Source organism: Blautia sp. AF26-2 (genome assembly GCF_003460955.1).
GTDB lineage: Bacteria > Bacillota > Clostridia > Lachnospirales > Lachnospiraceae > Fusicatenibacter > Fusicatenibacter saccharivorans.
On record NZ_QTWD01000010.1, the window covers coordinates 149,532 to 164,215 of the forward strand.

General features: G+C 48.8%; 11 protein-coding genes and 8 tRNA genes. 8 read left to right on the top strand and 11 right to left on the bottom strand.

The window, feature by feature from the left end; translation table 11 throughout:
- The 8 genes from DWY63_RS13800 to DWY63_RS13835 all read left to right on the top strand — a co-directional run bounded on the left by DWY63_RS13800 (nt 1) and on the right by DWY63_RS13835 (nt 940).
- Nucleotides 1-71 (top strand) — tRNA-Glu (locus DWY63_RS13800).
- A 52-nt stretch (nt 72-123) separates the two neighbouring features.
- Nucleotides 124-195, top strand: a tRNA-Glu gene (locus DWY63_RS13805).
- 52 nt (nt 196-247) lie between these two features.
- Nucleotides 248-319 (top strand) — tRNA-Glu (locus DWY63_RS13810).
- Nucleotides 320-371: 52 nt separating this feature from the next.
- Nucleotides 372-443 (top strand) — tRNA-Glu (locus tag DWY63_RS13815).
- A 52-nt stretch (nt 444-495) separates the two neighbouring features.
- Nucleotides 496-567, top strand: a tRNA-Glu gene (locus DWY63_RS13820).
- 52 nt (nt 568-619) lie between these two features.
- Nucleotides 620-691 (top strand) — tRNA-Glu (locus DWY63_RS13825).
- A 52-nt stretch (nt 692-743) separates the two neighbouring features.
- Nucleotides 744-815: transfer RNA gene (locus DWY63_RS13830), tRNA-Glu, on the top strand.
- 53 nt (nt 816-868) lie between these two features.
- Nucleotides 869-940, top strand: a tRNA-Glu gene (locus DWY63_RS13835).
- Between the two features lie 123 nt (nt 941-1,063).
- Here the strand turns inward: DWY63_RS13835 and pepT are convergent.
- From pepT to DWY63_RS13890, 11 genes are all read right to left on the bottom strand, one after another.
- Nucleotides 1,064-2,281, bottom strand: coding sequence for a peptidase T (gene pepT / locus DWY63_RS13840; protein ID WP_117802459.1), 1,218 nt, complete (start codon nt 2,279-2,281; stop codon nt 1,064-1,066).
- A 16-nt stretch (nt 2,282-2,297) separates the two neighbouring features.
- Nucleotides 2,298-2,609 carry a metal-sensing transcriptional repressor gene (locus tag DWY63_RS13845; RefSeq protein WP_022463104.1) on the bottom strand — a complete coding sequence of 104 codons (312 nt, stop codon included), beginning with the start codon at nt 2,607-2,609 and terminating at the stop codon, nt 2,298-2,300.
- Nucleotides 2,610-2,688: 79 nt separating this feature from the next.
- Complete coding sequence (locus tag DWY63_RS13850) at nt 2,689-3,447, bottom strand: arginase family protein (RefSeq protein WP_117802460.1); 759 nt, start codon at nt 3,445-3,447, stop codon at nt 2,689-2,691.
- A gap of 17 nt (nt 3,448-3,464) precedes the next feature.
- Nucleotides 3,465-4,340, bottom strand: coding sequence for an ABC transporter permease (locus DWY63_RS13855; protein WP_055217680.1), 876 nt, complete (start codon nt 4,338-4,340; stop codon nt 3,465-3,467).
- A 14-nt stretch (nt 4,341-4,354) separates the two neighbouring features.
- On the bottom strand, nt 4,355-5,320 hold the full coding sequence (locus DWY63_RS13860) for an ABC transporter ATP-binding protein (protein WP_117510237.1): 966 nt from the start codon (nt 5,318-5,320) through the stop codon (nt 4,355-4,357).
- Nucleotides 5,307-7,853: a hypothetical protein gene (locus tag DWY63_RS13865; RefSeq protein ID WP_117802461.1), complete on the bottom strand. Its 2,547-nt coding sequence runs from the start codon at nt 7,851-7,853 to the stop codon at nt 5,307-5,309. Before DWY63_RS13865 ends, DWY63_RS13860 begins: the two co-directional genes overlap by 14 nt.
- The gene (locus DWY63_RS13870) at nt 7,850-8,983 is read right to left on the bottom strand and encodes a sensor histidine kinase (protein WP_055228565.1); all 1,134 of its coding nucleotides are present in this window, start codon (nt 8,981-8,983) and stop codon (nt 7,850-7,852) included. Before DWY63_RS13870 ends, DWY63_RS13865 begins: the two co-directional genes overlap by 4 nt.
- Complete coding sequence (locus tag DWY63_RS13875; protein ID WP_022462401.1) at nt 8,973-9,671, bottom strand: response regulator transcription factor; 699 nt, start codon at nt 9,669-9,671, stop codon at nt 8,973-8,975. The genes DWY63_RS13870 and DWY63_RS13875 overlap by 11 nt, the downstream gene beginning before the upstream one ends.
- Nucleotides 9,672-9,820: 149 nt before the next feature.
- Nucleotides 9,821-11,149 (bottom strand): MATE family efflux transporter, encoded by a 1,329-nt coding sequence (locus tag DWY63_RS13880; protein ID WP_117510228.1) that lies wholly within the window; start codon nt 11,147-11,149, stop codon nt 9,821-9,823.
- Nucleotides 11,150-11,358: 209 nt separating this feature from the next.
- A complete protein-coding gene (locus tag DWY63_RS13885; RefSeq protein WP_117802462.1) occupies nt 11,359-13,689 on the bottom strand; it encodes an ABC transporter permease in 2,331 nt (776 codons plus the stop codon).
- 14 nt (nt 13,690-13,703) lie between these two features.
- Nucleotides 13,704-14,402 (bottom strand): ABC transporter ATP-binding protein, encoded by a 699-nt coding sequence (locus tag DWY63_RS13890; protein ID WP_117802463.1) that lies wholly within the window; start codon nt 14,400-14,402, stop codon nt 13,704-13,706.
- Nucleotides 14,403-14,684 lie beyond the last annotated feature (282 nt).

The window sequence follows — 14,684 nt, forward strand, 5'->3', positions numbered from 1 at the left end:
GTTCGTTGGTCAAGAGGCTAAGACGTCGCCCTCTCACGGCGAAAACAGGGGTTCGATTCCCCTACGAACTGTTGAAGGTTGGCAGGATGCTTTCTCTCTTAAAAATCCTGTTTTAAGCGACATGGTTCGTTGGTCAAGAGGCTAAGACGTCGCCCTCTCACGGCGAAAACAGGGGTTCGATTCCCCTACGAACTGTTGAAGGTTTTGCAGAATCCCTTCTCTTTAAAAATTCTGTTTTATATCATACGGTTCGTTGGTCAAGAGGCTAAGACGTCGCCCTCTCACGGCGAAAACAGGGGTTCGATTCCCCTACGAACTGTTGAAGGTTTTGCAGAATCCCTTCTCTTTAAAAATTCTGTTTTATATCATACGGTTCGTTGGTCAAGAGGCTAAGACGTCGCCCTCTCACGGCGAAAACAGGGGTTCGATTCCCCTACGAACTGTTGAAGGTTTTGCAGAATCCCTTCTCTTTAAAAATTCTGTTCTATATCATACGGTTCGTTGGTCAAGAGGCTAAGACGTCGCCCTCTCACGGCGAAAACAGGGGTTCGATTCCCCTACGAACTGTTGAAGGTTTTACAGAATCCCTTCTCTTTAAAAATTCTGTTCTATATCATACGGTTCGTTGGTCAAGAGGCTAAGACGTCGCCCTCTCACGGCGAAAACAGGGGTTCGATTCCCCTACGAACTGTTGAAGGTTTTACAGAATCCCTTCTCTTTAAAAATTCTGTTCTATATCATACGGTTCGTTGGTCAAGAGGCTAAGACGTCGCCCTCTCACGGCGAAAACAGGGGTTCGATTCCCCTACGAACTGTTGAAGGTTTCACAGAGTTCCTTCTCTTTTAAAAATTCTGTTCTATATCATATGGTTCGTTGGTCAAGAGGCTAAGACGTCGCCCTCTCACGGCGAAAACAGGGGTTCGATTCCCCTACGAACTGCTTTTAATCGGAGCCTGCATGGCTCCGTTTTTTGCTGTGCTGATTTTTTTCTTCCTATCATAAACGCCAGCAAAAAAGCCCGGCAGTTTTCTGCCGGACTTTTCCTTTTTTCTGACAACTCTTTTATTCTGCGTAGATCTTAACCAGTTCTTTCAGCATTGCCATCGTCTTTTCCATCCCCTCAACGGTAATGTGCTCATACGGTCCATGGCATGCATATCCGCCGGTTCCGATGTTCGGGCACGGCAGCCCCATGAAGCTTAAGCGTGCGCCGTCTGTGCCGCCGCGGATCGGAAGAACAATCGGCTCCATGCCGGCTCTTCTGGCTGCCTCTTCGGCATTCTCAATCAGATGGTAGCAAGGACGGATCTTCTCAGCCATGTTGCGGTACTGCTCTTTGATCTCCAGTTTTACCGTTCCCTCGCCGTATTTTTCATTCATTGCTTTTTCAATCTGGCGCAGATTCTCTTCTTTTGCTGCAAATTTCTCTGCATCGTGATCACGGATGATGTACTCGGACTCGGCATGTGCCACATCGCCGGACATACTGGTCAGATGATAGAAGCCTTCATATCCTTCGGTATTTCTCGGGGACTCTGCTTCCGGCAGAAGAGACTGGATCTCGCTTGCAACAGCGATTGCATTGATCATCGTGTCTTTTGCTCCGCCTGGGTGGATGTTAAATCCGGTCACCGTGAATTTCGCTCCGGCTGCATTGAAGTTTTCGAATTCGATTTCTCCCTCTGTGCCGCCGTCCACGGTATAGGCAAACTCCGCGTCAAAGCCTGGAACATCAAAAAAGTCAGGGCCTTCACCGATCTCCTCATCCGGTGTAAATCCGATGGAAATCGGACCGTGCGGGATTTCTCCGGCAAGAAGGGCTTCTGCCAGTGTCATAATCTCTGCCACGCCCGCCTTGTCGTCTGCACCGAGCACCGTTGTTCCATCGCTTGTGATCAGCGTTCTGCCGGCCAGGGATGGAAGATGCGGGAATACCGAAACCTCCAGTGTTCTTCCGCTGTCAGCCAGCTTCAGATCCTTTCCGTCATAATTTTCATGTACGATCGGATTTACCGCATGATCTGCAAAATCAGATACCGTATCCATGTGTGCGATAAATCCCAGTTTTGTCTTTCCTTCGTATCCTTTTGTTGCCGGAATTTTTCCATAGACGTAGCATTTATCCTCTACACGGACATCCGATACACCGAGCGCTTTCATTTCTTCTGCAAGCTGGTCTGCCAGGACTCTCTGACACTCGGAAGACGGATGGGTTCCGCTCTTCTCATTGCTCGGTGTCGGCACTTTAACATAATTCAGTAATCTTTCATATGCTTTCATTTTCTTCTTCTCCTTCTTATTTCATCAGCTTCTGGATGGTTTTACAGAGCTCATCCACGGCGCCTTCTTTTCCCTGCCGGATATCCTCCACAACGCAGGATTTGATGTGGCTGGAAAGCAGTACCTTGTTGAAGCTGTTTAATGCAGACTGGATCGCGGATACCTGGGTCAGGATATCGACGCAGTAGCGGTCGCTCTCCACCATTTCCCGTATTCCGCGCACCTGGCCTTCAATTCTCGAAAGACGGTGGATCAGATCTTTGTATTCTTTTTCGTCCCGCACTTTTTTCCGGTCGCATTCACTGCAGTGTGTACAACATTCACCCATGAGGTTTCCTCCTTGTGTTCCGTCACTCTATATACCCCGTCTGGGTATGAATTTATGATACTCTTTTGCCCAGGCTTTGTCAATCTTCGATTTTTGCCGCAAGCGCGCCGTACAGCTTCTGGTTTACCAGACTTGCCGCGCTGCACTCCGCCTCCGGCGCGTTCGCCGACGGCTCTCCGCAGAGATCGACCGCGAGCACCTTTCTCCCCGCAAGACAGTCCTTTGCAAGGGACAGCAGCTCATCCACACGCACATTTCCCTGATCCCAGTTCGTATCAAGCTCCTCCTTTGACAGAATGTCCTTATCGACCGACAGATATACCGGAAATGTTCCCGCATGGGATGCAAAAACCTCTTTGATCTTCGCCGCTCCGCTTCCGTCGTCGAGCTCTTCCTGTGTCACAAACCAGACATGCTCCATCGCTTCCGTTTCCCGCACCGACGCCTCCGGCGGGCCGATTACACAGATTCCTTTGATGTTTTGATACGCCCCGGCAGCATCCCGGATCCAGGAACCGCAGGAGAGCACCGGAAGAAGCGCCGGCGGCTGCATATCGGTATGGTGGTCGAATACGGCTAAAAACAAATCTTCTTTTTCCAGTCCCAGCAGCAATTTGCTCATATAGTGATAATTGCCAGAATCCAGAAGGCGGATCCGCGGCAGCTCTTTCGTTTCTTTTTTTCGGCCAAGTTCCGCTTCCAGAAACTGCTCCGTCTCCGGATCGAGATAACCGTCAGTTCCCCGGAGCTCTCTCAGATCCCAGATCTTTCCCGCCTGCTCCCAGGCATATCCTTCGGACTCATAAATTCCGGAAAGGCTAAAACAAAATGGTTTCATCTTCTCTTTTACTCCTGTTATTTATTTAATGGATTCAGCTTTCTTCCCGCCGTCACAAGAAGAACGGCTGATATCAGAAGCTGCAGAACGGCACTCGCCTCCGGCAGATAATGGATCAGCGGATTCTGTCCGTAATTTCCAAGCAGATAGCAGAGCTGTTCCATCTCTCTTCCATTCCCAAGCTGGCGGCTGATGATCCCCGCAAACGAGGTAAACGGATTGAAAAGAAGAAGGTAAATTACACCTCCTACATCGATCTGCTGATAAGCTGCCGTCATCTCCTGCTGCAGCAGTCCTGCGTAGTAGGCAAGCCCCGTGCAGGCGCATATTCCTACGACCAGAAAAACGACAATGACATAGGAAAGAACGGTCGCCAGTGTGGTCCGCTTAAAAACAACCGAACAGAAAATGCCAATACTGCCGACAAAAATTCCGGTCAGAAGAAGGCCTCCCGCCATCAGAAGCAGTCCGCCAAGGCCGATACCGCCGAACACCACAACAAGGGACAGCACCGGCAGTGCCGAAACCGTCAGTATCAGAACAACGCCAAGCGATGCCTCCAGCTTTCCCGTAATGATTCTCCACGGGTTCAGGTTCGTCGTCAGCAGCACATCCAGCGTTTTTTTCTCACGCTCCAGCGAAATGCTTCCTCCCGCAACCGCCGGAACCGAAAGGACAACGAGAATAAACAGAAGATACGTCATCAGAATATAGCAGTTCATCGGAACGCTGTAGCTGACCGGTGCCAGATAGCCAAGCTGGCTGCTCTCCCCGAAATAGCAGACAAACGCAACCACGGCAAGCAGCAGATTGCAGACAAAAATAATCCAGGAAATCCGCGATGACCGCGAGTTCCGCTTCATTTCTTTTTCAAATACAGGATTTAACCGCACGTTTCGTTCCCTCCTTATCCGATCGTGTTTCCGAACGTTTCTGTGTTTCGGCTCTTCTGTTCCGTTTCCCCGGTCAGATGAAAGAACAGGGACTCCAGGCTGTTGTGTTCCCGTGCAAATGAAACCACAAGGATTCCGGCATCCACCAGTTTCTGCAGCAGATACGCCTCCTCCTCCCGGCTTCCCGAAAACCAGGCCGCAATCTTGTTTTCATCCACAGAAAGGCGGCTGACCTGCGGATCCTGCCGCAATAGTTCCAGCGCCTTTGGCACCTGGTTCAGCACAGTGATGCGCAGCGGATTGGAGCTGTCGATCGCAAGCATAATGTTTTCCAGCTTTCCCTGCTGTACCATGACACCTCCGTTGATGACACCGATGCTGGTGCACAGATCTGCTAATTCCGAAAGAATATGGGAGCTGATCAGAATCGTATAATCCTCCCGCGCCAATCGCTGCAGGAGAAGCTGAAAATCCTTTCTCGAACGCGGATCCAGACCGGAATTCGGTTCGTCCAGCACCAGAAGCTTCGGTTTATGGATCATCGCGCGCGCCAGACAGAGCCGCTGCTGTATGCCCCTTGAGAGCGAATCCACCATCTGCTCCTCTTTTCCCGATAGTTCGACCATCTCCAGCACTTCCCGCGCACGGACAGTTCCTGCCCGCCCGTAAATTCCATACGATGCGGCAAAAAATTCCAGATACTCTATCACGCTTAAGTTTTCATAGACGCCAAAGAAATCAGGCACAAAGCCGATCAGGCTTTTCTGCTTCAGAATATTTTTTGTCGTCCGCACGCCGTCCAGCCACAGATCGCCGCCGTCGCTCTTTAAAAGCCCTGAAATAATGCGCAGCGTCGTTGTTTTTCCCGCACCATTCGGTCCGACAAAGCCGTAAATATCGCCTTTTTTTACTTCCATATCAAGACCGTTCAGGGCATATGTTTTTCCGTATTTTTTGGTCAGTTTCTCAATTTTCAGTATCGGCATTTGGCTCCTCCGTTAACAGGTTCTCCAGATATTGCTCCGGTGGGATCTCTTTCGCCTTTACGATCAGATTCGGTGCCTCATAGTATCCATAATTTTCATGATACTCTTCTCCCTTTTCCTCTTCGGAAAGACGGTACCGCACACGGATCTGGTTGTCCGCATTCACATACTGCGCCTCCAGTGCCGGATCACTCGCAAAATCGATCTCCCAGTCGGAAATTTCATCATACGTTCCCGTCTGAAAATTGTACAGCTCAATGATTCCATTGAAATTCCGGATCTTGGTCCCATCCTCCGTGCGGGCTTTCTCGAAAGCAAGCGAAAGAATGGTTCCCCGTTTTCCTCCCCCGCCGGTTTCTGCCGCCTGGATCTTATCTTCTAACGCCGTCATCGCATACGGCCAGAATGCAGGATCATAGATTCCCTCGGAATCCGGCTGCATCACGCCTTTAGCATACATTCCATACAGACACCAGATGTTGTTGTTTTCAAAGACACCGTTCAGATAATACGTTACTTCTGTTTCCTCTTCCGAGATTCCGCCGGAATTCGGTCCCATTTCAAAGCTTACCGTGTTTCCACCGTCCCATCCGCTGTACTCCTGCGCATACGGACAGTACACAACGCCGGCCTCTTTCATGTCCACAGACACTTCCTGATAGTAATACGAGATTCCATACGCTTCGTATCCGCTGTCAAGCTGGAACGTATCGTCATTGCCTGCCAGCTTTCCAAAGAAAAGGCAGTTGTCACTCCGGTTTGGCATGTGATTATAGATGACGCCGTCCAGATAATTTTTCTCTATCTCCGGCAGATCTTCTGCCGCACTCCAATTTCCGAACTCCCGCACGCTGTCCGCTTCTATTCCATCCAGCGTGATCGTCTCCCCGTTTTTGATGTCTCCAATGAGGGCACAGTAACCTGGAACGGCGATCACACAGCTCTCCAGATCATAGCCTGTCTTATTTTCCACGGTTCCGCTGATCTTCTGATCCCAGAAATGAAACGTGCCTTTCAGTCCTTCGCCTTCGTCCAGCGTTTCCATCCGCTGCATGCCGAACTCATTCAGGGCAAATGCAGCCTGATTGGAAATTTCTGCCCTGTTTTTCTGTTCTCCGAAACTGATCTCCGTCTTTTCATATTCCGCATCCTCCGTTTCCGGCTGTGCCGTGCTGTTGGACATATAGTCCATACGGTTGTACGTCACCAGATCGTAGGACGGATCCAGATACAGCTCATAGGAAGCATTGTACGGCGCCTGTGCACAGAAATTAATGTAATCTTTCTGGTATGTATCGTACTGCCAGATTTCTCTTACATACGTCAGCACCGGGGCCTTGAGCCTCGTGCTCTGGCCAAACAGACTGATCAGCATAACAAAGACGGCCGAGCAGGCACAGATCGCCCCCCAGAGATACTGACGTTTTCCTGTTTTTTTCAAAAAGAAATACAATCCCGGCCCTGCCAGAACCAGATAGACCAGAATCAGGCCGCCGTACAGCACCGTATTCGGACGGTTCCGGATCCTAGTGTTTTCCAGAAGATCGGAAATCGTATAGTATTTCTGATAATTCGTATTTCGTTTTGCCAGAAGGCGGCTGGTGGTCTCTTCGTCCAGAATATTTTTCAGAAAATCTACCGGCGCTTCTTTAAACGCACTGCGCTGGCTTTCCGCAAATGTCTCGTTTCCCGAAAAGGTAATCAGAAGACCTCCCTCTGCCTGCCAGAGATCAATTTCTTTCTGGAGTGTCTCATCCAGTTCTTCTTTTGACTGCTCCAGAAGGATCAGCACCTCCGGCGAATACGACTCCGCAAGCCCGACAAGCTCCTCTGCCCGGACAGATGCAGCTTCCACCTCATAAATCCCGTCGTTCAGCGTAACTCCATTCAGCTGCTGCCCGTAATTAGTTTCTTCTTCCACAACGCAGACTTCCACCTTGGACTGGAAGAAGCCTTCACTCGAAATCGTTTCTTCCCGACTGTACACCGTGTCCCTCTGGCTGTTCTCCAGGCACAGGACACAAAAAGACGTATTTTCCACCAGAAGCCCTGCCGAAAAAGTCTTTGTAACGGTTCCGTTCGCCGGAATATAGATTGGAAAACGGTACGTAAAAAGGCTGTTTCTTCCATCGCCCGACCGCTTGACCCCCAAAAACAGTTTTGAGAGAATGCCTTCTCCACTGTTTCTGCGGTAAATCGATTCCGCGGCGTTTTTTATCTGAAAAACAAAGTATCCTTCAAATTCAACAGCGCTCTCATTTGTGATTGTCACACGAATCGGTACGTGATTCCCATCCTGATAGTTTCCTTCGAATCCATAAGAAAAATCAATCTGGTATTCCCCTGCGTAGCTGTTGGCAAGAAGCTGCTTTTCTTTCCCGCCGCTTCTTCCGCCATCCGACGGCGTGTTCTGATAAAGTTCTGTCCGCGTTGTCATCGCAGACACCCTCTGAACTCCCGCCAGAAGCAGAATCAGCAGCAAAATACCGGACAGACAGCAGATTTTGCTTCTTCTTTTCCTGTTCATCGCTTTTCGTCCTCTTTCTTCCCCTTTGGCATTCCGACCGGCAGTTCCACCTCAAAGACGGTTCCCTGCAGATCACTTTTTACCCGCACCTGTCCGTGATGCAGTTCCGCAATCTGCTGTACAATCGCAAGTCCAAGTCCCGTCCCGCCGGTATCGCGGCTCCTCGACTGCTCTGTCCGGTAAAATTTCTGGAAAATATGATCCAGTTCCTGTTTTGGAATGATCCGTCCGTAGTTAATGACACGCGTGACCACATATTCGCCCTCTTTTTCCATTGAGACGCGGATCTGTTTTCCTTCTTTTCCGTATTTGACAGCATTGTTCAGCAGATTTCCAAAGAGCCGTGCCAGCAGCTCACCGTCCGCCTCGAGAAAAATCGCATGTTCCGCATGCAGAAATTCCACCTGAAGCTCATTTTTCACAAAAGACGGCGTCATCTCGTCGAGCATCTGCTCCATCAGCTGCACCAGATCAAGTTTTCCGAGATGCAGCTGCATCTCTTTGTGCTCCAGCTTGACGAATCCAAACAGCTCGTTCGTGAGCTGCTCCAGACGGAGTGCTTTCTGATAGGCAATATCGATATAATGATTTCTCGTCTCCTCATCCAGATCCGTCCGCGTGCGCACCCAGCCGAGATAGCCGATAATCGAAGTCAGCGGCGTACGGAGGTCATGTGCCACGGATGAGACGAGATCGTTTTTCGTATGCTCCGCGATCCGTTCCCGTTCCATAATTTCCTTGATATTCTGCTGCATCGTATTTAAGTTCTCCGCCATCACAGAAAACTCGTCATTTCCCTTTACCTCGATCGGATGATCAAAATCCCCTGCTGATATCTCCTTTACCTTTTCCAGAATCTTCCCAATGTATCGGATGGTTTCGCGCATCAGGAAATAAAAGGTCAGGCAGAACGAAAGCAGCGCAGCCGCCGTCAGAATCATCGTCCGCACCGATGGGCGGAGGCCTCCCGGTCCGATCCAGGCGCTCCGGTAACCGATGTTCATCAGTCCATTGCCGAAAAAGGTCAGAATCCCGTCGGTAAGCGTCACTACAAGCACCGTGACAAGTGCACTTACAATCAGATCAAAGACCATCCTCTGGCTGAAGTTTTTTATAAAATCAGGCTTCAATTTTGTATCCCACTCCCCAGACTGTTGTAATAATCTTATCTTCTCTTGTGTCGTCTTTCATTTTTCCGCGCAGACGGCGGATATGTACCATAACCGTGTTGTTCGCCTCATAGAATTTTTCATGCCAGACGCGCTCGAAAATTTCGTCTGTACCGAACACGCGGCCCGGGTTGGAGGCCAGCAGATACAGAATATCAAATTCAATCGGTGTCAGCTTGATGCTTTCTCCGTAGCAGACAACCTGATGGGTTACCTTGTTGATTTCCAGATGCTTTAAGGAAATCACTTCCTGGCGCTCGTGCGGCTTCGACGGATTCAGTTCGCGGTAGCGGCGGAGCTGGGATTTTACACGCGCCATCAGCTCCAGCGGATTGAACGGTTTTGCCACGTAATCGTCTGCTCCCGTTGACAGACCGACGATCTTGTCGATATCCTGCGTTTTGGCACTTACCATGATGATCGGAATGTTGTTCGTCTCCCGGATGCGGCGGCACATCGCAATACCGTCCATATCCGGCATCATCACATCGAGCAGCACCAGGTCGATTTTTTTCTCCTCCAGAATGCGGAGTCCCTCTTTTGCACTGTACGCTTTTAATACCTGAAATCCATCGCTGATCAGATAAATTTCCAGCAGATCCGCGATTTCTTTTTCATCATCCACAACTAAAATATTTGTTTCTTCCACGTCGTTTCCATCCTCTCTGTTTTTAACTACCGTAATGGTACCATGAATATTCAAAAAAATCTTTACTTAATTCTTACGTCTGTATTATCTATTATAAAAAGAAAAGCCTCCTTCCACAAGAGGCCGCTTTTCTTTTCTTCTTATATTTTTTATCTTCGTACTGCGCGGCGGTATACCACAAGAGAAACCGCTGCGGAAATGACCTCTGTGATCCAGAAGGCATGCCATACGAAAACGCCGCCTCCCAGATGGGACAGCAGGTAAGCTGCCGGGAGAATGACAATGACATTTCGGCAGAGGGAAATGATCAGGGAAGATCCGCCTTTTCCGAGTCCCTCCAGCGCACCGGAGGATGTGATGGAAACTGCCGAAATCAAAAAGCCCACGCTGATGCGTGTCAGCGCCTGTCCGCCAAGACGGATGGTCTCCGGATTGCTGCTGAACAGTCCGATCAGCTGTTCCGGAATGGCAAGGCAGATGCCGGTTCCAATAAGCATGATCACCGCACACATAATCAGGGTGATCTCATAAATCTTCCGCACACGCTTATGCTCGCCTGCGCCGTAGTTGAAGCCGATAATCGGGCGCATGCCCTGTACAATGCCGTTTGCTGTCAGATAGATGAACGTCTGCAGCTTGTAGTAAATGCCGAGCACGACAACGTAGCTCTGGGAATACACGGCCAGGATTCCATTCAGTGCGGAAATCAGAAGAGACGGCAGCGCCAGGTTCAGGATCGCCGGGACGCCGATCGCGTACAGTCTTCCGACCAGATTTTTTCCTTCTTTTAAATATTCCGGACGGATTTTGACCGAAATCGGGCGGATCTTGTAAATGATCCAGTAAATCACGACCGGTGTCACCTGACCGATGCCGGTTGCAAGTGCCGCACCCTCAATTCCAAGACGTGGGAACGGTCCGATTCCGAAAATAATGAGCGGATCCAGAATGATGTTGACAATACAGCCGACCATCATACCGGTCATCGTCACTTTCATCCGGCCGACTGCCTGAAAAACCTTTTCAAAGTAAAGGTTTGCCATGATTGCTATGGTAAACAGAAAGATAATCCGTGAATACCGGACACCAAGATCGATGACAGTTTCGGAAGAAGAAAACATCCGCAGGAAACGCTCGATGACCAGAAGGCTTCCGATCGTTAAAATAACCGCATGCAGCATGGTAAGGGCAAGGCCCTGTGTTGCAGCACAGCCGGCTGCCTTTTTGTCACCCGCTCCCAGATAATACGAAATCACCGCATTCAGTCCGATTCCAAAACCGATGGCAACGGCATTTACAAAATTCTGTACCGGATAAACCAGGGAGAGCGCCGTCATGGCATCTTCGCTGATCTGTGCGACAAAGAAGCTGTCCACAATGTTATATAAGGAATTGACCAGCATCGAGATTACCATTGGAAGCGCCATCGAAACCAGCAGTGGAAATACTGGCTTTTCTTTCATAAAGTTTTCGTTCATTATTACCTCCATTTGTGATCTTTTCTGTGGTGGGCTTACGTGCAGGCACGGACTTTGCTCCATTGCCACAAAAAAAGCCACGCAATTATCTGCTTTCGATAATTGCGTGGCGAAAAGAACTTTATTACAAGTTGAAAAATCCACACCAAGTTTGAGAGCAATATACCACACTTTGCCCGGGCTTGTCAAGATTTCTCCTGTAACTTTTTTTATTCTACATTTTTCAGTGCCTCGTCCATCGGAATCTTTTGGATGTGGCGGAACTGCAGCACAGCGATAACAGCATACGCCGCAAGGCCCATCAGATACATTTTTCCGTAAATTGCCGGATCAATATAGTATGTCAGCCAGCCGCTGTACTCGGAAAGCATAATGACATAAATCTGGCGGATCAGCGCGGAGGCAATGATCAGGCTGACACCGATTGAGACGATCACAACCCAGGTTGTCGCCGTCAAATACAGACTCCAAATTTCCCTGTTCTCGTAGCCGAGAATCTTTACCATCGAAATCGAAGTCGTATTCTTCTCGATGATCAGCTTCGTCAGCAGATAAATCAGCAGCATGAACAGTACAATCGAGAAAACATTGATCAGCTGGAACATTTCTCCCATCGACACATTGAGCTGCCGTGAAATCTTTGTCATATCATCTTCCGTAATTTTCGTCGCGATATACGATTTCTCCAGGTCCGTGATCGGCTCGTTGGAGAAATAGCCGTTAAAGTAGTCCTCTGGATGATCGAATTCCTCGCAGAAGACATCCATCGGCAGAAATACCGCAAGGGCTCCCGGGTAGGCATAAATGCTTTTTACTTCAAAGCTGTACGTTTTGTCCTCATACGGCTCTTTCAGTTCCAGTGTATCGCCGACTTTCATTCCATATTTTTCGGCATAACCGTCGGAAATCGTCACGCCGTCCTCAAACAGTTCAGCGGAAACATATTTGCTGTCTTTCTGAATTCCATATACCGAAATGCTCTCGCCCTCCCGGTTTTTCGGAATATTTTTCAGCGATGTAAGAGCAAACGTTTCCACGCCTTCCGTATTTGTCTTCAGCGATGGCGTCAGAAGTTTCTGCACAATTCCCATCAGCGTGTACTCATCATCCTCATCGATCGGATCCGGGACATTTAAAATATACTGGTAATCTGCCAGCATATTTTCCACCGCCTCCGTCTGGTAATGTGACAGCAGCGGTTTCATCATCATACCGAACAGCAACAGAATATTGGCAAATACGATACCGAGAAACAGGGTAAAGTAACTCGATTTGTTCTGCAGCAGGATCCGCAGACGAAACCGCGAGAAGAACCGGAAGTTCGGAAGACGCACCGCATGGCTTTTTCCTTTCTTTGCAAAATCGTGGCGCAGAAAACGCAGCGGTGACAGACGCAGACGGCCGGAAATCAGCACCGCGTTGATCACAAACATCAGAATTGCCGGAATTACGGTCGTGAGCAGAAATGCATTGGCATTCCACCGCGTCTGATACGTCGGCAGACTGTAGCTTCCATAATACATACCGGCGCAGATATCTTTAAACACGGTGTATCCCAGAATATTTCCAATCACCGCCGACAAAATCGTAATCAGTACCGGCAGGGACAGATAATGCAGCAGAAGTTCCCGTCTCGTATAGCCGGATGCGCGCAGCGTTCCGATCACCGACGCTTCTTTTACAATCGTATTGTTTGTCGTAACTGCAAAAATGAACGCCATGATGGCAATCAGGATGTACAGCAGTATCTCCACCATCGCCTTGTCACCGCCCATATCGTCACCGGTAAATTTGATTGCCTGATTGCCGTAGCGCGGCAGATAACCCGTCAGCGAGGAATGAGCCGCCAGAACCTCGACGAAATCATCGGACCATTCTTTTTCCTCGTTTTCATCTTTCGGTTCCGTATCGTATTTCCAGGAATAGCAGTATTTGATATGGTCATCGGTAATGGCATCATACCCTTCTTCGGTCATGATTCCCACACCGAATTTAACCGCATCGAACATCATGTCACTCGAATTGCTGAACAGCGCACTGTAATCCGAAAGTGCCACAAGACCGGTAACCGTCAGTTCTTTTTTATCAACCGAGATCACATCACCGACCTGCAGGTCATTATTGTCCGCATACATACGGTCAATTGCAATTTCATCCTTCTGCTGCGGCATTTCGCCTTTCATCAGGCAGACCAGATTGACCTCTGTTCTGTTTTTAAAAAGACGGATCGTGCTCTCTGGTTCCGAATCCAGATCCGTGTCGGCATCTTCGTCTTTATAGAAATTCTCGTAAATCGTTACCTTCTCTTTTTCCAGCCGTGTTCTCTGGTTGTCGGTGAGCTTCTGTTCTGTTGTAAAATTTCCGTTTTCCACGTTGTATTTTTCAAAGCTTTCATCGTAAGCATACAGCATGCTCTCATCCGCAACGAGAAAACCGGACACAAAGCCAATCGTCGCCGTCATAAACAGAAAAATAACGAGATATTTTCCAATATCGTTCTTCAGTTCCCGCAGCAGGCGTTTTCGTAATGGATTTTTCATACTTCCACCCCGCTTTACCAGTCCAGATCGCCGGCGGCGATTTTGGTCTCATTGACGTAGTTTTTACGGATCTGGCCGTCGCGCAGACGAATCACGCGGTCCGCCATGTTTTTGATCGCATCATTGTGTGTTACCATGATGACGGTGTTGCCGTACTTCTGATTGACGTCCTCGATCAGCTTCAAAATTTCTTTTGAAGTATGGTAATCGAGTGCACCTGTCGGCTCATCACAGAGCAGAATGCTTGGATTTTTGATGATAGCTCTTCCGATTGAAGTACGCTGCTGCTGACCGCCAGAGAGCTGGTTCGGCAGCTTGTCGCGGTGGTCATAGAGCCCCAGTGTCTTTAACAGATCGTTGATGTCGAGCGGATGATCGCTTAAGTATGCGCCAACTTCCATATTTTCTTTCACCGTCAGGTTTGGAATCAGATTGTACATCTGGAAAACGTATCCTAAATGTTTTCGTCTATACCGTGTCAGCGTTTTTTCATTCATATCCTCAATTTTTTCGCCTTCAATCACGATCGAACCGCTGTCCGCCTCGTCGATTCCGCCGATAATATTCAACAGTGTCGATTTACCGGAACCGGATGGACCGAGGAGAACACAGATTTCACCTTTTTCCACAGAAAACTGAATTTCCTTTAAGACCTCCACACGGCTTTCACCGGTTCCAAAACTCTTCTTCAGGTTATTAATCTCAAGAAACATAACTTTCCTCCCTGCATCTTTTTTCCTGAGTGTGTAAGAGTCTGTTTTGTGTTAGACTCTTCTAACCCCATAATACTGCTTTTTCTGTGAAATGAAAAGCGCTGTTAATGAGTATTTTTTCTCATTAGCAGCGCTCTTTCTTTTATTTTTTAACAGTAAAAAACCATCGGATCTCTCCGATGGTCCTTCCGATATACCTTCAAAACCGCATACACTACACATCTATCATTCCATTTTTTGTGAACACAACCATTCAGGTCAAGCCCTCGACCGATTAGTAAC

Bases quoted from the DNA above. Each gene is read 5' to 3' on its own strand.
- pepT (WP_117802459.1), bottom strand. From the start codon at position 2,281: ATGAAAGCATATGAAAGATTACTGAATTATGTTAAAGTGCCGACACCG.
- DWY63_RS13850 (WP_117802460.1), bottom strand. From the start codon at position 3,447: ATGAAACCATTTTGTTTTAGCCTTTCCGGAATTTATGAGTCCGAAGGA.
- DWY63_RS13890 (WP_117802463.1), bottom strand. From the start codon at position 14,402: ATGTTTCTTGAGATTAATAACCTGAAGAAGAGTTTTGGAACCGGTGAA.
- DWY63_RS13865 (WP_117802461.1), bottom strand. From the start codon at position 7,853: ATGAACAGGAAAAGAAGAAGCAAAATCTGCTGTCTGTCCGGTATTTTG.
- DWY63_RS13880 (WP_117510228.1), bottom strand. From the start codon at position 11,149: ATGAACGAAAACTTTATGAAAGAAAAGCCAGTATTTCCACTGCTGGTT.
- DWY63_RS13885 (WP_117802462.1), bottom strand. From the start codon at position 13,689: ATGAAAAATCCATTACGAAAACGCCTGCTGCGGGAACTGAAGAACGAT.
- DWY63_RS13845 (WP_022463104.1), bottom strand. From the start codon at position 2,609: ATGGGTGAATGTTGTACACACTGCAGTGAATGCGACCGGAAAAAAGTG.